This is a genomic window from Panacagrimonas sp., assembly GCF_965216805.1.
GTDB lineage: Bacteria > Pseudomonadota > Gammaproteobacteria > Nevskiales > Nevskiaceae > Panacagrimonas.
The window spans coordinates 1738841-1758642 of the sequence record NZ_CBDCGN010000003.1 but is presented as its reverse complement, the minus strand read 5'-3'; the positions used below and the strand labels follow the sequence as shown (position 1 = coordinate 1758642).

18 protein-coding genes and 1 pseudogene are annotated in these 19802 nt (G+C 65.2%); 8 read left to right on the top strand and 11 right to left on the bottom strand.

From position 1 onward, the window contains the following. Positions 1–36: 36 nt before the first annotated feature. From ACOOHP_RS20995 to ACOOHP_RS20975, 5 genes and pseudogenes are all read left to right on the top strand, one after another. Positions 37–756 (top strand): annotated as a pseudogene (locus ACOOHP_RS20995) (type IIL restriction-modification enzyme MmeI); the annotation flags it as partial. Continuing rightward, entirely contained in the window at positions 753–2807 is a 2055-nt protein-coding gene (locus tag ACOOHP_RS20990; protein WP_420468421.1) for a DEAD/DEAH box helicase, read from the top strand. The pseudogene ACOOHP_RS20995 and the gene ACOOHP_RS20990, both read left to right, overlap by 4 nt. After that, positions 2800–3990 (top strand): GIY-YIG nuclease family protein, encoded by a 1191-nt coding sequence (locus tag ACOOHP_RS20985; protein WP_420468420.1) that lies wholly within the window; start codon positions 2800–2802, stop codon positions 3988–3990. The genes ACOOHP_RS20990 and ACOOHP_RS20985 overlap by 8 nt, the downstream gene beginning before the upstream one ends. Before the next feature lie 516 nt (positions 3991–4506). Then, entirely contained in the window at positions 4507–4872 is a 366-nt protein-coding gene (locus ACOOHP_RS20980; protein WP_420468419.1) for a hypothetical protein, read from the top strand. Between the two features lie 123 nt (positions 4873–4995). Further along, positions 4996–5715 carry an FkbM family methyltransferase gene (locus ACOOHP_RS20975; RefSeq protein ID WP_420468418.1) on the top strand — a complete coding sequence of 240 codons (720 nt, stop codon included), beginning with the start codon at positions 4996–4998 and terminating at the stop codon, positions 5713–5715. 16 nt (positions 5716–5731) lie between these two features. Here ACOOHP_RS20975 and ACOOHP_RS20970 read toward each other — a convergent pair whose 3' ends face one another. The 5 genes from ACOOHP_RS20970 to ACOOHP_RS20950 form a co-directional block, all read right to left on the bottom strand. Beyond that, the gene (locus ACOOHP_RS20970; protein ID WP_420468417.1) at positions 5732–9001 is read right to left on the bottom strand and encodes a penicillin acylase family protein; all 3270 of its coding nucleotides are present in this window, start codon (positions 8999–9001) and stop codon (positions 5732–5734) included. A 170-nt stretch (positions 9002–9171) separates the two neighbouring features. Next, positions 9172–9594 carry a type II toxin-antitoxin system VapC family toxin gene (locus ACOOHP_RS20965; protein WP_420468416.1) on the bottom strand — a complete coding sequence of 141 codons (423 nt, stop codon included), beginning with the start codon at positions 9592–9594 and terminating at the stop codon, positions 9172–9174. Continuing rightward, on the bottom strand, positions 9595–9846 hold the full coding sequence (locus ACOOHP_RS20960; protein ID WP_420468415.1) for a type II toxin-antitoxin system Phd/YefM family antitoxin: 252 nt from the start codon (positions 9844–9846) through the stop codon (positions 9595–9597). 111 nt (positions 9847–9957) lie between these two features. Next, complete coding sequence (locus tag ACOOHP_RS20955; RefSeq protein ID WP_420468414.1) at positions 9958–10986, bottom strand: aminotransferase class IV; 1029 nt, start codon at positions 10984–10986, stop codon at positions 9958–9960. Then, positions 10983–11408, bottom strand: coding sequence for a PaaI family thioesterase (locus ACOOHP_RS20950; RefSeq protein WP_420468413.1), 426 nt, complete (start codon positions 11406–11408; stop codon positions 10983–10985). Before ACOOHP_RS20950 ends, ACOOHP_RS20955 begins: the two co-directional genes overlap by 4 nt. A gap of 109 nt (positions 11409–11517) precedes the next feature. Here ACOOHP_RS20950 and ACOOHP_RS20945 point away from each other — a divergent pair, with 109 nt between their 5' ends. Beyond that, positions 11518–12966 carry a PLP-dependent aminotransferase family protein gene (locus ACOOHP_RS20945; protein WP_420468412.1) on the top strand — a complete coding sequence of 483 codons (1449 nt, stop codon included), beginning with the start codon at positions 11518–11520 and terminating at the stop codon, positions 12964–12966. A gap of 6 nt (positions 12967–12972) precedes the next feature. Here ACOOHP_RS20945 and trxC read toward each other — a convergent pair whose 3' ends face one another. Next, positions 12973–13443: a thioredoxin TrxC gene (trxC, locus tag ACOOHP_RS20940; RefSeq protein WP_420468411.1), complete on the bottom strand. Its 471-nt coding sequence runs from the start codon at positions 13441–13443 to the stop codon at positions 12973–12975. A gap of 172 nt (positions 13444–13615) precedes the next feature. On the opposite strand from trxC, the gene ACOOHP_RS20935 reads away from it, so the two are divergent. Beyond that, positions 13616–14032 carry a DUF6491 family protein gene (locus tag ACOOHP_RS20935; protein ID WP_420468410.1) on the top strand — a complete coding sequence of 139 codons (417 nt, stop codon included), beginning with the start codon at positions 13616–13618 and terminating at the stop codon, positions 14030–14032. Positions 14033–14067: 35 nt separating this feature from the next. On the opposite strand, the gene ACOOHP_RS20930 is transcribed toward ACOOHP_RS20935, so the two are convergent. The 4 genes from ACOOHP_RS20930 to ACOOHP_RS20915 are packed head-to-tail and all read right to left on the bottom strand — an operon-like array spanning position 14068 to position 17222. After that, positions 14068–14844 (bottom strand): hypothetical protein, encoded by a 777-nt coding sequence (locus tag ACOOHP_RS20930; protein WP_420468409.1) that lies wholly within the window; start codon positions 14842–14844, stop codon positions 14068–14070. Between the two features lie 11 nt (positions 14845–14855). Next, positions 14856–15545, bottom strand: coding sequence for a VOC family protein (locus ACOOHP_RS20925; RefSeq protein ID WP_420468408.1), 690 nt, complete (start codon positions 15543–15545; stop codon positions 14856–14858). Between the two features lie 6 nt (positions 15546–15551). Beyond that, positions 15552–16628 carry an oxidoreductase family protein gene (locus ACOOHP_RS20920; protein ID WP_420468407.1) on the bottom strand — a complete coding sequence of 359 codons (1077 nt, stop codon included), beginning with the start codon at positions 16626–16628 and terminating at the stop codon, positions 15552–15554. Between the two features lie 24 nt (positions 16629–16652). Further along, positions 16653–17222, bottom strand: a complete 570-nt coding sequence (locus tag ACOOHP_RS20915) for a carboxymuconolactone decarboxylase family protein (RefSeq protein WP_420468406.1) — start codon at positions 17220–17222, stop codon at positions 16653–16655. 212 nt (positions 17223–17434) lie between these two features. Here ACOOHP_RS20915 and ACOOHP_RS20910 point away from each other — a divergent pair, with 212 nt between their 5' ends. Further along, on the top strand, positions 17435–18436 hold the full coding sequence (locus ACOOHP_RS20910) for a helix-turn-helix domain-containing protein (protein ID WP_420468405.1): 1002 nt from the start codon (positions 17435–17437) through the stop codon (positions 18434–18436). 59 nt (positions 18437–18495) lie between these two features. Here ACOOHP_RS20910 and ACOOHP_RS20905 read toward each other — a convergent pair whose 3' ends face one another. Next, positions 18496–19761 (bottom strand): glycosyltransferase family 4 protein, encoded by a 1266-nt coding sequence (locus tag ACOOHP_RS20905; RefSeq protein WP_420468404.1) that lies wholly within the window; start codon positions 19759–19761, stop codon positions 18496–18498. Positions 19762–19802: the final 41 nt, after the last annotated feature.

The window sequence follows — 19802 nt, the reverse complement described above, 5'->3', positions numbered from 1 at the left end:
CAACAACGAGCCTCCGGGAAAACCGGGGCGGTTCACATCGATGCCGCGCCCCGCGCCTGCCTCTGGATCGCGGATCAGGAGGCCGAGGCCGCCCTTGCCATTCCGGCCATTGCCCGTCGTGTGGAGGACGTAGCCCGCGCAAGACGAGCCGCGACCAAGGACGCCAGCGCACGAAAACTGGCTGACACCCCGTGGCGATTTCGGGAACAGACGATGGGGAATCGTCACGCCTTAATTGTCCCGCGCGTGAGTTCCGAGAATCGCCCCTATCTTCCTATCGGCCTGCTGGAGCCACATTGCGTGGTGCAGGAGAAGGCGTTCGCTCTCTATGACGCCCCACTGTGGAACCTTGCGCTGATCGCCTCACGGCTGCACTGGGTCTGGATCGCCACTGTCTGCGTACGACTGGAAATGCGTTTCTCCTACTCCAATACCCTCGGCTGGAACACCTTCCCGGTCCCCACGCTCACCGAGAAGATGAGGGCCGACCTCACGCGCTGCGCCGAGGACATTTTGCTGGCGCGGGAGCATCACTTTCCCGCGACCATCGCGGACCTGTACGACCCCGAGAACATGCCCGCTGACCTGCGCGCCGCCCATGATCGCAACGACGAAGTGCTGGAGCGCATCTACATCGGTCGGCGCTTCAAGAACGACACCGAGCGGCTGGAAAAGCTGTTTGACCTCTATACCAAGATGACCGCTTCGGCTGCACCGGCCAAGGGCAAGAAGCGCAAAGCGGGAGCCAACGCATGAGCGACAAGATCAAGTCCGTACCGTCCGTTTCCGTCACCTACGCCCGAAACGGCGCATCGACCAAGGCCAATGCTCTAGGGATGCGGCCCATGCAGGAGCGGGCCTACGAGAAGCGGGGCGAGCAATACCTGCTCATCAAGTCGCCGCCCGCATCGGGCAAGAGCCGTGCGCTGATGTTTGTGGCACTCGACAAGCTCAAGAACCAAGGCTTGAAGCAGGCCATCATCGTTGTGCCGGAGAAGTCGATCGGTGCCAGCTTCAACGACGAGCCGCTGTCGAAGTACGGCTTCTGGTCCGACTGGCAGGTCGAACCCAAGTGGAACCTGTGCAACGCGCCGGGCAACGACAACGGCGGGAAGGTCAAGTCGCTGGGCGCATTCCTTGAAGGCGACGACAAGGTGCTGGTCTGCACCCATGCGACCTTCCGCTTCGCGGTCGATGCCTACGGCGTGGAGGCGTTCGACGACCGACTGATCGCGGTCGATGAGTTCCACCACGTTTCGGCCAACCCGGACAACAAGCTCGGCTTGCACCTGGGGCAGTTCTTCGCGCGGGGCAAGACGCACATCGTTGCCATGACCGGCTCCTACTTCCGTGGCGACGCCGAGGCCGTGCTGGCGCCGCAGGATGAGTCGAAGTTCGATACCGTCACCTACACCTACTACGAGCAGCTCAACGGCTACGAGTACCTCAAGCAACTCGACATCGGCTACTTCTTCTACAGCGGGCCTTACGTCGATGACATCCTCAACGTCCTCGACCCGGCCGAGAAGACCATCATTCACATCCCGAACGTCAATTCGCGCGAGAGCACGAAGGACAAGATGCGGGAAGTGGAGCACATCATCGAGGCGCTGGGTGAATGGCAAGGCATCGACCCTGCGACCGGCTTCCAGCGTGTCAAGCGTCCCGATGGCCGGGTGCTGCGGATCGCTGATCTCGTCGATGACGACGCCGCCAAGCGCGAACGCGTGTCCGCCGCGCTCAAGGACCCGGCACAGAAGAACAACCGGAACCATGTGGACATCATCATTGCGCTGGGCATGGCGAAGGAAGGCTTCGATTGGATTTGGTGCGAACATGCGCTGACCGTGGGCTACCGCGCCAGCCTGACCGAGATCGTGCAGATCATCGGCCGAGCGACCCGCGACGCGCCCGGCAAGACCCGCGCAAGGTTCACCAACCTGATCGCCGAGCCGGATGCGGCCGAGGAAGCTGTCACCGAGGCCGTCAACGATACGTTGAAGGCCATCGCGGCCAGCCTGCTGATGGAGCAGGTTCTTGCTCCGCGCTTCGAGTTCAAGCCCAAGAACCCCGACAGTGGCCCGACGCCGGGTTTTAACTACGGCGAGGCTGGCTATGACTCTGACCGCTGCAATGTCGGTGTCAATGAGCAGACAGGGGCGTACCAAATCGAGATCAAGGGCATCGCCGAGCCCAAGAGCAAGGAGGCGGCGCGAATTTGTCAGGAAGACCTGAACGAAGTCATCGCGGCCTTCGTGCAGGACAAGCCCACCATCGAGCGCGGCCTGTTCGATGAGGAGCTGGTGCCCGAGGAGCTGACGCAAGTTCGCATGGGCAAGATCGTCAAGGACAAGTATCCCGAGCTTGACGCCGAAGATCAGGAGGCCGTGCGCCAGCACGCCATCGCCGCCCTCAACCTTACGCAGCAGGCCAAGCGGCTTGTCACCGAGGGTGAGAACGATGGAGCGCCCAACACCGCCCTGATCGACGGCGTGCGCCGCTTCGCGATGGACGTGCGGGAGCTGGACATCGACCTTATCGACCGCATCAACCCGTTCGGGGAAGCCTACGCTATTCTCGCCAAGACCATGAGCGAGGACAGCTTGAAGCAGGTCGCGGCGGCCATCTCGGCCAAGCGCACCTCGATCACGCCTGACGATGCCAAAGTGATCGCCAAGCGCGCGGTTGAGTTCAAGCGCGAGCGTGGGCGGGTTCCATCGGTGACCTCGCAGGATGCCTGGGAAAAGCACCTTGCCGAAGGCGCGGCCGCCTTTATGCGCTTCAAGGCGGAGGGGCGCTATGAGTAGCTCTGATCTTGATGACCTGGCGGCAGAGCTGGCCGAGTTCGCACCGCTTGAGAAGAAGAATGGACGCCCAGCCAGCGAGGAGCGTGTCATCGCTGGCTTCGAGGAAATCCAACGCTTCACCGAGCATCACGGGCGTGCGCCGCAGCATGGCGAAGATCGCGACATATTCGAGCGCCTATATGCCGTGCGGCTTGACCGTCTACGCGCCCTCCCGGACTGCCGTACCTTGCTTGAGCCGCTAGACCATCAGGGCTTGCTTGCCGGGGCACCGACCGTTGCCGGTTCGGGGGACGATGACATCGACATCGACGACCTGGCTGCTGAATTGTCGGATGTTGCTGGCGCGGACGACGACATCACTGTCTTGCGTCATGTCCGCACCAGCGCGGAAAAACGCGCGGCCGAGGAGATCGCAGATCGCAAGCCCTGCGAGGACTTCGAGATCTTCCGACCCTTGTTCGAGCGCGTGCAAGCGGAAGTCAAAACCGGAATGCGCCAGTCCCAGCCCATCGAAGCGGGCCGCCGTGCGATTGAAGTCGGGGATTTCTTCGTTCTCGACGGTCTCACGCTTTACGTTGCCGAGGTCGGCGAGCCGTTGAAGACCACCGCCGGGGAAGTGGACCGCCGCCTACGTCTCGTCTTCTCCAACGGGACCGAAAGCAATCTACTGCTGCGCTCGCTCCAACGTGCGTTCTATAACGACCCCGCAGCACGGCGGCTGGCCTCGCCCGAGAGCGGGCAACTTTCCTTCGGCGGCGAGCTTGAGGCCGATGATGTTGAAAGCGGCACGATCTATGTCCTCCGCTCCCTCTCCGATCATCCCTATGTCGCGCAGCACCGAGACCTCATCCACAAGATGGGCGTGACTGGCGGCAGGGTGGAGACGCGCATCGCCAACGCCGAACACGATTCCACCTACCTGCTGGCGAAGGTGGAAGTGGTGGCGACGTACAAGCTCGCGGGCATCAACCGCACCCGGATGGAGAACCTGTTCCACAGGCTGTTCGCGCCCGCGCGGTTGAATATCACCATCAACGACCGCTTCGGTCATCCCGTGCAGCCCGAGGAATGGTTTCTCGTTCCGCTCTTCGTCATCGACGAGGCGGTCGCGCGCATCAAGGATGGGAGCATCACCGGCTACATCTACGATCCCAAGACTGCAAAGCTGGTGAGAGTCGCCTGATAGCGTTCCGGAGCCATCAGGCACCGCATCGCCAGTCCCGATCTGCCGAGGTAAAGCGCCATTGCGGCGCCAAGCTGTAGAGCGTCGCAGAGGCTCCCGCTATCCGCACTATATCCGCACTACGGGGGTCACTTCGGGTCACTTCGGGTCACTTGGGCGCATCGGCCGTCACCGAGCGTCACTTCTGAATTTCAAGACAATCAATTAGTTGCATTGAAATCAGGGGGTTGCGCAACGATCGCGGCCAGCTTAGAAGGTTGCTGCTCTATCCAACTGAGCTACAGGCGCTGATCGCAGTCGTAGTTTATTCGATGCGCTTGCAGGGTCGGGCGGTCGACCCAGGAAACGCATCCCGGTCGCTTATGCGGTCAAGCACAGTGGGTGCGCTGCCGGTCTGTGCGACGACTCGGCGATCGTTCATCCACAGTTCCGTCGCCCGTGCGTACGCTGACTGGACCTTTGTAGAACCTGTCCACAGCGAAGCGTCATCCATACGAACGGGATCGAGGAACGTCCATGCTCCACCGCGTCGTTGTCGTGCTGGTCTGCGCCGGTCTGATGAAGCTGACTCACCTGGTGTACGCACAGGACACGTCGGCCGATCCTCTCGGCGGCACCGAAGTGCCGGGGGCATTCGGTCCCAGCGGCCAGCCCCCCGAACTGGCGCCAACCCTGAGCGAACGCTTCAACGAATTGGATCGCAATCGGGATGGTTTCATCAGCGCCGATGAGGCTGCCTTGGACGAACGGCTCAGCGCTGCATTTGCCGAGCTGGATCAGAGCCAGGACCGGCGTCTTGACTTGGCAGAGTTCTCGGTCTTCGTGATCGAGCCGGCCATCGATACGCTGGACCGGAATCCGGGCGCGGCGGCGTCGCAATAGCTGCGGCCCCGGCGGCACTGCCGCCCCAACATGTCCTGATGCGACTGCGGCGAAGACGTGGTGGATTACCGCGTGCCGACTTGGCATTGTCGACTTCCCATTGCGACCCGAACCCGGCACGCCGTGCATCCCACCACCCCACTCCAGTCCGCGGCAGCGCTGCCGCGCGACCCCTTCCTCACCGACCTCAGGCGGGCCAATGCTGCTTTCCAGGTGCGCTGTATCTTCGATGTAGGCGCCAACATCGGACAGTCCACCGACAGGTTCCGTCGCGCCTGCCCCGAGGCGATCATCCATGCCTTTGAGCCCATTGGTCAGAGCTACGCTGCGCTCTACTCCCGCTTCGCCACGGACAACTTCGTGCGATGCGAAAACTTGGCGCTTGGCGCGAAAGCGGCTGGCACCGGCCTGATGCGCGCATCCGGGACGTCCACCGACAATCACCTGCTCAACGAGGCACCACGGCCGGGCCTGCCAGTGGAAATGGTGCAGATGACGTCCGGCGAGGCTTACTGCGAACGACACGGGATCGAGCAGATCGACTTCCTCAAGATCGACGCCGAAGGCCACGACATGGAAGTGCTACGCGGCTTTCTCAAGCTGCTGCGCCAGCATCGGATTGCCTTTGTGCAGGTTGAGGCCTCGATGAATCCCGGCAACCAGCGGCATGTCCCGTTCTCGCAATTCACTCAGCTGCTGGAGCCGATGGGTTATTACCTGTTCGGCCTCTACGATCAGGTCCGCGAGATCCGCAAGGGACAACCGGCGCTACGCCGCAGCAATCCGGTCTTTGTCAGCCAGCGGCTGACGCCCTGGCCCAAACCGGAACCGCGGCGTCGCTGACAACCGCCCGGCCGCCTCAGCGCCCCTGCCGGATTTCCACCGCCTGCTGAAAAGTGGGGCGGTTGATCCAGTGAATGGCGGGCACCGGCTGGAACGCAAACGCAGTGTGCTCCACCGCGTCGCAGTCCTCGACCACGCCGCAGTCCTCGCCCTTGGCGTAGAGCAACTGGCTGCCGTCCCAGTTGACCATGTTCGGCAGCCCGCCCAGGTCTTCCAGCGCCTGTTGCAGCGCCAGCAGCACCGCGTTGCGGCAATCGGCCACGCTAGCTGAGCCGGCGCAGCGCAAGGCGCGATAATCGACCCGGTCCGGCTTGTTCAAGGCGGTACTCAGCAATCGCCGCATGTGCTGGAACCAGCCTTCCTGATAGGCCGAGCCTTGATCGCGCGGCGCGTCGTAACGGGCGGACAGGGCGCTGGCCCCCGCCGCTTCGATGGCAGAAAGCTGCGGGGTCACCGTTTCCATCAGCCGCGTGTACCAGGCGTCCATCAGCACCACCGCGTAGCGCTGATCGTAGATGCCGTCGTCGTCGCGATCGCGACGGTAGGCACCCAGGCCGGGGGTGGCGTCGATCCACTGCGCCGAACCCTCATCCAGCCAGCGCTGCAGCAGGTCGAGCGCCAGGGTCTGATCGGCGTCGAGGTCGCCGCTGCGAGCGATCTCCAGCAGCAGCGGCAGCACGTCCAGCCCGCGCAGGTCGGTAAAGGCGGCGTCGCCGGCAATCTCGATCATGCTGGCCAGATCGTGCTTGCGACCGGAGTCCTTGAACGCCGCCAGACGCAGGTTCAGCGACTGCACCCGGTGCGTCGGCCCATAGGTGCCGTTGCCGTCGGCGGCCCACCAGCCGGGCGCGCCGGAGTTGTTCCAGTTGGCGAAATAGCCCTGCGGGGGATTGGTGTCCTGGATGTGCGCTTCGAGTGGCAGAAAGCCCGGCCACTCGTGGTAGCCCTGGTCGTCGATGCTCATCGGCACTGCGCGACTGGGATAGGGCTGCGCGCCCGCGGCCGCATCGCCACCGTAGAGATCAAAAAAATCGGCCGGCAGGTTCTCGTCCACCACCCACTCGAAATTGCCGTCGCCCCACACCGGCAGTTCCGGGTTGTGCTGCGGATGCCGCTGCGGATACAGCCCGGACTGGATGAAGGCGATGTCGTTCTCATCCGCGTACAGCCAGTTGAACGTCGCGGTCATGCTGTTGAACAGCTTCTTGAAGCGCGTGTGATCCATCTGCAGCCCGGTGGTGGTCAACAGCGCGAAAGGCGCCGCGGTATCCACGTCCGCCAGGAAGGTGCTGCGCTGGCGCGACACGATCACCGGCTCGCCCTGCACGTTGGCGGTGCCGGACACCGGCCCGTAGTGCGTGCGCAGCACGTAGCGCTCCACGCGCTCGGGCAGAAGGGCGCCGCCCAGGGCGATGCTGGCCACGGTGGGATTGGCCATCCAGGTTTCCAGGCGCTTGAACAGGCGCACACAACGACCGCGGTAGACATAGCCATCGCTGTCTGGGAAGCCGTCACCGTCGGCATCGGCGCGCGAAGGCGAAGAGCCGTCGGTATTGCACAGGCGCGACACCCGCATATCGGTGAAATCCGACCCGGCCGAGGTCGGCGTCCACGCGAAATCGATGCCGCGTCCGATCACGATGTACGGCAGATTGACCGTGGTCACCCCGCGTGCGGCGAACTCGAACGGCGTGTTGCCGCGGCTGACCACCGCCGCTTCCCACAGCAACTGCGGCAGGAAATATCCGGTCTGCGGTCCACCGACCAGAATCGGATGGCCGCTCTGGGTCTCGCTGCCTGCAGCGGCGATCCAGTTGGAGGTGCTTTGCGGAAAGCCCAGCGCGCTGAGCATCTGGCGCCGGCTATGGCCGGGATCGGCGGCGATGCGCTTCTGCACCGGCGCGCGCAGACCCGCGACACGCAGCGGCACCTGCACCGGATCGGCGCTGGCGTTGCGGTTGGCGGCGCGGCCGCCGAAGCCGGCACCGGACAACAGATCCAGCGGCAGCAGCGCGTCCAGGGTCACCACCAGCGCCGAGGTCAGGCCCGGCAAACCGGCCGGTCCGGCGGCCTCCAGCACATGCCCCTGGAAGCTGCCGCGATCCCAGATCGCCACGCCGGCAGGCAGGCTCATCGGACAGGTTTCGTCCAGGCTCGGCGGCGACTGCGTGGCAAAGCGCTGCTGCGTGGTGTGCGGCGTATCGGCGGCATCGGCATGGCGCAGATCGCGCCAAAGGCGGCAGGCCGCTTCCGGCAACGAGGTGGCGCCGCCGGTGATGCTGGGGTCCAGCGCCTGCAGCAACTCCACGTTGCGGCCTTCGCCGCCGCCGCCCAGGCCCAGCGCGGACTGGATCAAGACCGCATTGGCGACGATGTCGTTGACCGTGAACGGCGCCGGCGGAAAGGTCGCGCGGCTGCCCACGCCGACCCCGATCGAGGCGTACTCCAGCGGAATTCGAGCCAGGCCCGCAGGCGTTTGCAGAAAATCGACGTAGGCATTCATGCCGGCCACGAACATCTGGGTGTCCTGCAGGAACATCGGCCCCAGGGGTCCGAGCTTGGCCACGGCGTTGTCGACGATCTGGGTGAGTTCGTCTTCGCTGTAGGCCGAGTCGGAGCCGAATTCCAGATCGAGGTCGTAGGTCATCGGCGAAGGGCCGAGCTTTTCCGACGCCCGCCCGCGACCGGCGAAGCGCAGGATGTCGAACAGCCACAGCCGATCCTCCGCCGCCGCAAAGCCCAGCGCGAACTCGGCGCTGAGCCGATCCTGCGCGTCGATGTACGGCACGCCCCAGCCGTCGCGCCGCAGGCTGGCGGTGGCGCCATTGGGTGCGGTGAGCATGCGGCTGGACACCGCCTGGCTCTCGTCCAGGGTCAGGCCGGCGGGCTTGTAATAGTTGCAGGCCTGATCGGAACGACGCGCGTGCTGGTCGATGCTCGCGGGTGGATTGCAGGCGTCCGAACGCAGCGGGGTCTGCGCGTGCGCCAGGTTTTCGTAGAGATCGAGCTGATCGCGATAGAACGGTGCAAAGGTCAACTGCGGCTGACCCGGAATCGGCCCGCCGATGCCGCCATTGGGCACGCCGCTGCTGCCCGGCGGCACGATGCTCATGAAGGTGTTGAGCGGGCTGTCGACGATACCGCCGCTGCCGGCACCCGAACCGGCCCCGGGGTCCAGTCCGCCGCTGGCGTCACCGCCGCTGCTGCCGCCGCCACAGGCCGCCAGGGTCGCGCCCAGCATCACGCCTGCGGTCGCGCGCAGCACGAACCGAACCATCTGCTTCATCGTGGCTCCTCCGGCCTCGCGCCCGGCTCGCAGGCGATGCCGGCGGCGCGTTTGTTGTCGAAGCCGCATTGGGCCACAGAATCGAACGCCTGCGGCCGTAAAAACGCATCAAGTCGTCGCCCGGTCTTGGGGCCCGCTTCGCTTGCGGCTATCCGGCAAACGTGGGTGAACTACTTCACGACGTCCCAGGGGTTGAGGACAGCAACCATGCTCTCAAAGTCATCGATGTCCCGTGTGACGACGCGCATGCCGTGCTGCAATGCGGTTGCAGCGATCATCGAATCGCGTAGCGGTTTGGGCTGTGGACGGTTCAAGCCGGCGCAGCGGATGGCAGCGGGCAAGTCGAAATCGAGAATGCGGCCAGCGAAGGCCGACAGTACGAAGTTGTCCATCCACGCGCGGAGGGCACTGTACTGATTCTGGTCCCGGCCTCTCACGGCTTCGATGCCGTTTTCCAGCTCCATCGCGGTAATGACCGAGAGGTAGAGGGCGGACGATGGTACGGATTGCGCCCATGCGGTTACGTTGAGATCAGCCCGACCGGATCGCGCCTTGCGCAGCTCCGATACGACATTGGTGTCGAGGATGAACACCTAGCTGAACTCGGTCCGGGCGAGCGGCTCTCGATTCTTCGGCGGCAAATCGAACGGAATGTCCTCGATTCCGGGCATGCCGAGAAGATCCACGATGTTGGCGTTACTGCCCAGCAAAGCCTTGTAGTGCGTAACTGACATCAGCACGTGAGACGGCTGGCCGCGGTCGAGAATAAACACCGGCTCAGCCAACGCATCGCGCTTGGCGCCAGCGGTGTCCTGATTGAAATCACGCGCTGAAATGGCTCGCATTGTCTCGCTCCGATCACTTACGTTTCTACAATGTAGCAACGTCAATCGCTGTCGCCAAGAAAATGGACGCTCCAACCACTTTTGCCGGATAGCCTTCCTTCCATACCGTGCTCAGCGCACCAACGACGCGCACAGTGCATCCGCGCTCGCTGCCGCCACCGGCAGATCAAGCGCGTCGGCAGTTTCCTGGCGATACTTGAGTCGGTCGTAGACGCGCCGCGCGGTGGCATCGCTGCCCGCGGCGATCACGACATCGGCGTTGGCGATGCGGTTGATCGACACCACGCGCGACGCGGTGCCGGTACCGAACAGGCTGCCCAGCCGGCCGGCGCCCGCGGCCTGTGCCAGCTCATCCAGCGACAGCGCACGCTCCGTCACCTGGATACCCATCTGCGGTGCCAGGTTCAGCACCGCCGCGCGGGTCACCCCGGGCAGGATGGTGCCGTCCAGCGGCGGCGTTACCAGCAGACCGTCGATCTCGGCGAACACGTTCATGCTGCCGGCCTCGCCCAGCCAGCGATGGGTTGCCGCATCCAGCCACAGCACGTCGTCGAATCCGCGGCTGCGGGCACGCAACAGGCCGCCCAGACCGGCGGCGTAGTTGGCAGCGGTCTTGATCCCGCCGAGCCCGCCGGGCGCGGCGCGGATCAGGTCCGGCTCCGCCCAAAGGCTCAGGGTCTTGAACGGCGGGTCCAGGCAGGGGTTGCCGATCACCGCAAAACCATGTCGCGTCGCGGGGCGCAGGCCCAGGGTCTGGTCCAGCGCGTACACGGTCGGACGCAGGTACAGCGCGCCGCAGCCGTGCGCCGGAATCTCGTCGATGAGCATTTGAGTGAGTTCTGCGCACGCCCGCAGGAACAGGCTTTCCGGTACCGCCGGCAGGCCCAGGCGCTCGGCGCTGACGCGCAGGCGCTGCGCGTGATCTAGCGGGCGGAACAGATGAACCGAACCGTCGGCTGCGCGATAGGCCTTGAGACCTTCGAACACCGACAAGCCGTACTGCAGTGCCGGCCCCGCCAGGGGCACCGCCACGTCGTCCAGACGCGCTGAGCGAAGATCGCCCCAGGCCTCGCCCTGGTGTTCGCAATACCACACCGTTGCGCTGAGGGTTTGCCCGAAGGGCAGCGCGGCCGCGTTCATGCCGACGTACCCGGGTCTTGAACCACGCACAGGGTGACCAGGGCGATGGCGACCGGCTCGGTCGCCGCCGGGTCGGTCACGTAAAGCCGCACCTCCACCACGTGAATCTGCCGCCCGGCGCGCACCACCTCGGCCTTGGCGGTCAGCTCGCGACCAACCAGCGGCTTGAGCAGATTGATCTTGAATTCCACCGTCAGCACCGCCTGGCCCGGCTGCAGCAGGCTGGTCGACGCCGCGCCGGCGGTGTGATCGGCCAGGGTCGCGGCCGCACCGGCATGCACGAACCCGTGGTGCTGGCCGTGGCCGGCCTGTACCGCGAAGCGCGCCTCGGCACGCCCTGGAGCGAGATCGACCGGCACGATGCCCAGGGTCTGGATGAGCCCGGGATGGACGAAAAGATCGGCAGCAGCGGTCAGCGACATGGCAGACGAGGGTTGGGGTGAAGCTCGCACCTTATTGATTTTTTCTGTACATATAAATATGCAGAAAATTCATTTTTTATAGATACAGATTAAAACCCGACCGCCGCTCATGTCTCGTCCCATTCCCAAATACCAGCGTCTGAGCGAGGAGTTGCGCACCCAGATTCGCAGCGGCCTGCTAGCGCCCGGCGCCCGTCTGCCCGCGATCCGGCCGCTGGCGCAGCGCTATGGCCTGAGCGTGGTCACGGTCAGTCACGCGCTACAGATGCTGGAGCGGGAAGGCTGGATCCGCGCGCAGGCCAGGGCGCGCTATCGGGTCAGCGCGCTCGCGGCAAGTCTGGCGCCGACAGCGCTTGCGCCTGCTGCGGAGGTGTTCGCCGCGCCGGTGCCCGACCAGTTGCTGCGCACCGTCATGGCCGTGCTGCAGCTCGACGGTATCGAGGTTCCGCTGGGCGGCTCCACGCTGGATGCCGACTGCATTCCCTACGCGGCGCTGCGCCGCAGCGAGGCGGCGCTTCATCGCGCGCTCGGCGCCCAGGCCTATGGCTACGAGATCGCGCCCGGACTGCCGGCCTTGCGCGCCGAAGTGGCGCGGCGGCTGTCGCCGGGCGGACCGCCCCTGGCGGCGGACGAGATCACCATCACCGGCGGATGCCTGGAGGCGGTGATGCTGGCGCTGGACACCACCACCCGGCCGGGCGATACCGTGCTGGTCGAAAACCCGACCTTCTACGGTCTGCTGCAACTGCTGCAGCGGATGAATCTGAAGGTGGTGGAAGTGGCACTGGACCCGGTGCAGGGCCTGTCGGCCGCCGCGGTGGAGGCGGTGCTGGAACGCCAGACGGTGACCGCCGCCTGCCTGACCCCGAGCTTCAACAATCCGAGCGGTGCGCTGACGAGCATTGGTGAGAAACGCGCCATCGGCGCGCTGCTGGCGGCGCGACGAATCGCGCTGATCGAGGACGACGTCTACGGCGAGCTCAGCCACCACGGTCCGCGACCGCCGCCGATGATCGCGCTGTGTCCGCAGACCGACATCGTCACCTGCGGCAGTGTCAGCAAGGTGCTGGCACCCGGCCTGCGCCTGGGCTGGGCGGCTCGCCGCCGCAGCGGTCACGGCGACCGCTTCCGCAACCTGCAGACCGCCAAGTTCATCAGCACGTTGGCGGCGCCGACCCTGGCGCAGCATCTGATCGCCGAGTGGATGCACAGCGGTCGCTACGATCGCCATCTGCAACGCCTGCGCCGCGATCTGCCGGCGCAGATGACTGCGTACCGGACCTGCATCCTGCGCCACTTTCCGCCCGACACCGAGGTGTCCAGGCCCTTAGGCGGCTTTCTGTTGTGGCTGCGGCTGCCGCAGCCGGTGGACCCGCTGTGGCTGATCCGCGCGGCGCAGTCGGTGCAGGTCGGACTGGTGCCGGGCACTGCCTTCTCCACCCGCGAGACCGTGTCGCCGTGGCTGCGGCTGTCGGCCGGCCTGCGACTGACGCCGCGGGTCGAACGCGGCATCCGCGACCTCGGCGCACTGCTCGGACGCGATCGCGCGATTCCGTGATCGCGCTCAGGCCTGCGCGGTCCCCCGATGCGGCACCGCCTGGGCGACGAACTGCAGCAGTTGCGCCAAGGGCAGCGCGCCAGACTGCCTGGCCACCTCGCGGCCGCCGCTGAATACCAGCAGGGTCGGGATGCTGCGGATGTTGCAGCGGCCGGCGATCTGCGGATGATCCTCGGTATTGAGCTTGGCAAAGCGCATCCACGGTTCGCTGCGCGCCGCCGCCTCTGCGAAGGCCGGCGCCAGGGTCCGACAGGGGCCGCACCAGGGTGCCCAGAAGTCCACCACCACCGGCAGGTCGCTGCGTTGCACCACCCGCTCGAAGCCGGCGCTGTCGAGTTCCATCGGGACGCGGTCGAACAGCGCCGATTTGCACTTGCCGCAGGTCGGATGTTCGGTCAAGCGCGCCTGCGGCACCCGGTTGACGGCGTGGCAGCGCGGGCACACCAGGTGTATCGATGGCGTCGAGGGGCTGTTCATGGGCGTTACGCGTCGGTGATCGGATCGGCGATCAGATGAGCGATGAGTCTTGGGCCGCGGGCGCGGCAATCAAGTCAGCCTGGGTAAAGCTGCGGGGGATGAAATCATTGCACCGCGGATCAGCCCGGATCGACCGGTCCTGCGGCAACCCACTTGACCTGGAATTGCACCCATGAACGCCAAGAAAGATTTTTCCAAGATCGCTGGCGCGCTGACCCTGGCAGCCGCCTTCACCGTCACGGCAGCGATGGCCCAGTCCGCCAGCGTCGACCGTCGTCTGGCCGCGCTGGGCTACAGCAAGGCCGAGATCGTCGACGTGGTACCGGACCAGATCGTGACGAGCTGGGACTACCTGGACGCACAGAACGTGCTGGTGCATCGCGACACCGAGCGCCATTACCTCGTGACCCTGTCCGGTCCCTGCCCGGCTCTGGCAACGTCCAGCCTGATCAGCTTCAACGCTGCCAACGGCGGCCTGGGTTCGTCGGGCACACTGCGGGTGGGCAGCGGCAACTACACGCCGGAGTGCGGCCTGGGCAGCATCATCCGGCTGAACCGCACCTCGTCATTTGCGTCTCACACGTCCTGACCCGACCGCATCGGGTGCCGACGCGCTTGCTGACCTTAGAGATCTATCGGCAGCTGCAAATGCTGCCGGTAGATCCAGTCGCGATGCGCCATCAGGGCCGGTGACGCAGCGGCGGCGAGCACCGGATCGGTGTTGGTGTAGACGTCGCGGAACAAGGGCGCCATCGGGCATAGATCATCCGGCAGCGGATCGATCATCGCCGCCACGCAGGCCCAGTAGATGTCCAGCGCGCTCAGCGCATCGCCGATGAAGTAGCGGCGGCCCGCCGCCTGCTGGCGTTTGAGCACCGCATCGAGCCGCTGCAGGATGTCGGCGCAGCGGCCCGGCGCCTGTGCGGCAGCCTCTTCGCTGTACCAGTACTTGCGGCCGAGCTTCGCGTAAATCTCGCGCGTGGCAGCGTCGCGGTCCGGCCGGGTGAAATCGCGCACCATGATGTGGCGGCGATTCCAGCTGAAGCCGTTCTCGCCGTTGAGCTCGTTGGCGAGGCCGATCATGGTCACTCGCTGGTCGAAATCCTGGGGGATCAAGGCAGGCTGCGGCGCGAGGCGCTCGAACAGATAAAGCTGCTCGATCCAGGTCGAGCGTGGCGGCTCGTCGTTCCAGGCCGCGACAGGCGCGGTGGTCTGCGCCGACCAGGCCAGCAGCTCGGGATTGGCGCCCAGCACGTCCTGGCGCACCTTTACATAGGGCAGTTGCTTGACGTGCAGGATGCTCTTGGCCGCCTCGCTGAAGGGGCCGGGAATGCCGGGCGTCAACACCACGCGCAGGCCTGGAATGCCGATGGCGTCGCGCACTTCCACATAGTCGGCCATGGCGTCTACCTTCAATTCGACTTGGCGGCGGTGCCACCGATCAGCGAGTTGCGCGCGGAGATCTCGATCCAGTTGCCATCCGGATCCTTGACGAACCCGTAGCGCGCCACATCCTTGAAGCTGACCGCCTCGCGCGCGATCCGCCCGCCGCGCGCCACGATGTCCTGCATCGCCTGATCGGCGTCGTAGATCTGCACGGTCAGATAGCGAAATGCGGGGCCGACGAAGTCCTCGGTCTCGCTGCCGCCCGGCCCTTGTTCGACAAACAATAGCGAGTCGCCGCAGCGCGCGGTGTGCGGACCCACGCGCTCGAACTCCATCGCCTCGGTATAGAACGTCATCATCCGCTGCGGGTCGGGCGTGCGCACCGTGATCCCGATACGGGTCACGCCGTCGGTGCCCGGCGCCACCAGCCGCACCCAGTTGCCGTCCGGATGGCGCCCTTCCCAGGGCGCTTCGATACCCGATCGCGCGATGCTGAGCCCGACATAGCCGGTGGGCGGCAATGCGGGCAGATCATCGGCCCAGTGGTTGACCTTGATCACCGAATCGTGGGCGTCGAACCGGTGCTGCACCCAGCCCTTCTTGAGTTCCAGCTCGTGATCCAGGCGCAGGCCGACGGTGCCGCCCCAGAACTCGCGATGCCTGCCGATCTGGCGGGTGAACAGGCCGAGGTCGAGATGCGGTTTCGCTAATTTCATTCGCGTTCAATCCGGCAGATCGTCGAGCGCATCGTTGTCCAGTGCCTGCAGCGCGCCGCCCAGCGCCATGTGCATGAGCATCTTGTCGCCACGCTCGGTGCGCTTGACGATCAAGGTCGCGGCGATGGCCACCGCGATCACCGCGAAGCTGTAGTGCGCGTAATCGCGCATCAGGTGATCGAAGCTGTAGTCCTTGACTCCCTGCGCGATCAGGTCCTCGTGATACTCCTTGAGCAAGCTGCGCTCATGGGCCTTGCGGGTATCGCGATCGAAGATGCCGCTGAGAAAATAGGCGACGTCCATGCCGGTGCCGAGGAAGTTGCTGGTCTGCCAGTCGACCACGCAGATGCGCTCGCCGGGCGCGCCGAACAGCATGTTGTCGGGGCGGAAATCGCAGTGCGAGAAGGTCTTCGGAAAGTCGCGCGGACGATTCCAATGCGCGTGATTGCGCACGTACTTGTCGCCGACCCGTTTGAACTCCGGCGTCAGGTACTCGGTGTAATGCTTGTTGATGTGGTCCCAGGAGCGCTCGATCAACTCGGTGGTGTAGAAGCCCTGTGCACCTTCGGGCACGTACAGCCAGGGCTGGGCCATCAGTTCGCGATCATTCCAGAACGCGGCGTGCAGCAGTGCCGCCTCCTTGAGCGCCTTGCGCGCCTCGTCCAGCGTGCAACCCTTGAACTGGTCGCCCTGGCGGGCCGGCGCCATGTCGTCGAACAACAGCACGAAGTCGTTGGCCTGGTTGATCTCGGCGACGTACACCGGCGGCGTACGGATCTTCGCGCGGTGCGCCAGCTCGCGGTAGAACATCACCTCCGAGCGATAGAAGCCCATGTTCTTGCCCGACTCCGCCGCCACCGCATTGGCGGACGGAAACTTGCCGACCACCGTCTGCGGCGCATCCGGCGGCGGTGTACCGCGATATTCCAGGAAAAATCGCCGGGTCTCACCGAGCTGGCCGGTGCCCACCGCTTCCATGCGCAGGCTCTGTACCTGCGCGTCGATGCCGCGATTTCCCAAGGCCTGCGTGATCCACGCCGGGGTGACCGCTTCGGGCGGCACGATGTCCAGAGCTTGCGTCATGAATGCTCCTGCGGGCGGATGCGATCAGGCGGCCTGCGTCCACTGCGCCTTGGACGGCTCGGGCAGCGGGCAGGAGGCGTCCACCAGTTGCGTCACCTTGAGAATGCGGCCCAGGCCCAGCGCCATGGCGCTCCACATCAACAGCTCGGTGATCTGCTCGTCGGAGAAATACTTCTTCAGCTCGACAAAGTGTTCTTCGGTGATGGCGTGATGGTTGTTGCCGAACGCGGCGGCAAAGCGCACCACCGCGCGCTCCTCGGCGCTGAGCGTGGCTGCGTCGACGCCGGGAATGGCGGAGATGTCGGACTCGCTCACCTCGGGCGTGTAGCGCACCGCCAGGCACAACTGGCACTGTGTGCCCTGGGCGATGGCCAGGCGCGCCAGCTCGGTCAGCCGCGGACCCAGCTTGTTGTCGAACCAGATGCTGAAGTAATACGGAAAAAAGGTCTCGCAGTGCTTGGGGATGTTGCCGAGCAGGCCCATGTACTTCTGGAAATGCGGCATGAACGCCGGGTCGACCTTGGGATACAGGTCGTCGGCAATCTCGCGCAGATGGGGCGTCAGGTCCTTGTGTTCAACGGTTCCGAGCAGCATGGTCATTCTCCGGTTGGGGCGGGCTGGGGATGCAGACGCCGCCGGTGTGGGAACGCCCCGATGCTATGCAGGCGCGGCGTCGGAGAATTGGCCAGGCCTGACCTGAAGCTGGGTCAAACCAGACCCGGGGAGTCGCCCGGATGCGGTTCCGGTCGGCGGCGGTCGCATAATCGGGCCCAATCTGCCGTCGCAAACCCACGGAGGGCAACGCCATGACTGCGCCCAGTCCGTCAGCCGGCCCCGCCCTGGTCGAGGGCTGGCAGGACCCGGAGGTCTGGAGCACCGAGCAACTGGCGCCGCACCGTCAGTTCGAGCGCTGGCGCGAGTTCGTCGTCGATGCCCACATGCGCTGGGCGATCCGGCCGGTGCATTGCGATCACTTCCCGGCCTTCATCCGCCAGGGTCGTCACGACGGCTTTCGCGTCACCCACCTGACCGCGCGCCAGGGCGGCGTGGTGGGCACCCGCGGTGCGCAGGAGATCGCGCAGGACTTCGAGGCCTTCTACAACCTGATCTATATCGCCGAGGGCTCGATCTGTCTGGAGATCGACCGCCAAGAACTGGCCGTGGAGGCCGGCAACTTCGCGCTGTGGGACACCACCCGACCGATGCGCTTCACCACCGGCGAGAATCTACGCCAGATCACCTTTGCGGTGCCGCAGGCCTTGTTGCAGCGGGCGCTGCCGCGCGCCGGGGATTACGTCGGGTCGCGCGTTGAAGCCCGCGATGGCGTCAGCGGCCTGTTCGTCGATCACCTGCTGGCGCTGGACCGGCGCTTCGGCGAACTGTCGCCCGCCGCCGCCGGTCCGGTGCTCAACGCCACCCTGGAACTGCTGGCCGCCACCCTCAGCGCCCAGGTATCGCTGTCCGGCGCGAACGTCTCGCACGGCCTGCTGCGCCAGATCATGCGCAACATCGAGCGCAATCTGGACGATGTGGAAATGAACACGCGCCGGATCGCACAGGATCACGGCATCAGCGAACGGCATCTGCATCGCCTGTTCGACCGCATCGGCGCCACTCCGGCTGCATGGATTCGGCAGCAACGACTGGAACGCTGTCGCCGCGAGCTATGTGGCAGCCACGCCACGCAGCAGAGCATCACCGACATCGCCTACCGCTGGGGCTTTCGAGACTCCGGCACCTTCAGCAAGATCTTCCGCCGCGAGTTCGGAGTCTGCCCGCGTCAGCTCCGGGCCCTGATCAAATCCTGATCGCAGGCTGAAGCGCGGCCGGCGCGAGCGCCTTCCGCGCGCGACCCATCCGTCAAACCTTAGGGTACAGCCGGGGAACGTCGATTCCTGCGGGATGAACGGCTGCGCCCGCCGGCTTCGTCGGCGCGCGCGCGTTCGGTCACTCGTTGCAGCACGTCGACGAATTGGCCCACCGCCTGTGCAGGACTCAACTGAGTGGCGACGCTTTCGCGCGCCTGCTCCCCCATGCGCTGACGCAGCTCGGGATTGGCAATCAAAGTAGCGAGCGCGGAGCCCAGCGCTTCCACATTTCCTGTCGGGACCAAGAGACCCGTGCGTTCGTGAACGACCTGCTCCGTAACGCCACCGTCGGCCCAGGCGACGACCGGCAACCCGGCGGCGAGGCCCTCGAGCACGGCGAGTGGAAAAGGGTCACGCCTGGAGGGGTGCACGAAGATGTCGCTGGCGCTCAGGAAGTCCGGTATGTCGTTGCGGTGTCCGACCAGTTGAACCATTTGCTGGAGGCGGTGCTCGACGATGAGGGCTTCGAGTTGCGCTCGCGCCGGTCCGTCGCCGGCAATGATCAAACGGATCTGCTTAAATTTCTGTCGAAGCTGGGCAAAGGCCTGAACCGTTTCGAGCTGGCCCTTGGACTCCAGCAAGTTGCCTGCGTTGGCAATCATGATCGCGTCTTCGGGGATGCTCAGTTCCCGACGTATCTTCTGACGAGCGCCGGGTTCGATGGATTGAATGCGCATCGCGTTATGCACGGTGGATACGCGCTCCGGGGAGACGCCGAACTCCATGACTTGGTCGCGGAGAAAGTCGCTCACGGTGACCACGTGCGCACAGCTGCGAATGGTCGCGAGCGGGTCAGCAAGTCCTAGAACCGTACGCGTGGCCTTCAGGGCTCGTGGCGTCTGGCTGAAGCCGGTCGACAACCAGGGTCCGATGTTGAAGTGCAGGTGGACAATCTGAGGAACGCCGAGTGAGCGCGCCACGCTGCCGGCGAGTGCGCTGTCCCACAGCTGTTGACTGGAATAGACGACATCGGGGCGGTACTTTTTCGCGATCGCGAGGACTTCGGGAAAGCTGAGGCGGTACTTGACCACTCGCAGCAATTTCGCCCAGCGAGACGCCGCTTCCGATGCGGGCCGCAGTCCGACGTCGATGGTTTGGACGTCGGCGTTCGCGAGGCTTCTGAACCTCCCGAAGCCGTCGCCGTCGCCCCAGTGGTGATAAACCACCTTGGCGTCGAAGGCTTCGCCGCGGTTTCCCAGCAGGGTCGCGAATACGTTCGCCTCTGACGATGCGCCGCCCTGAATTTTGAAGCCAAGAAAGCGCATGCGGCTAGTCCGAGATAGATTGAACCGCCCCGGTTTTCCCG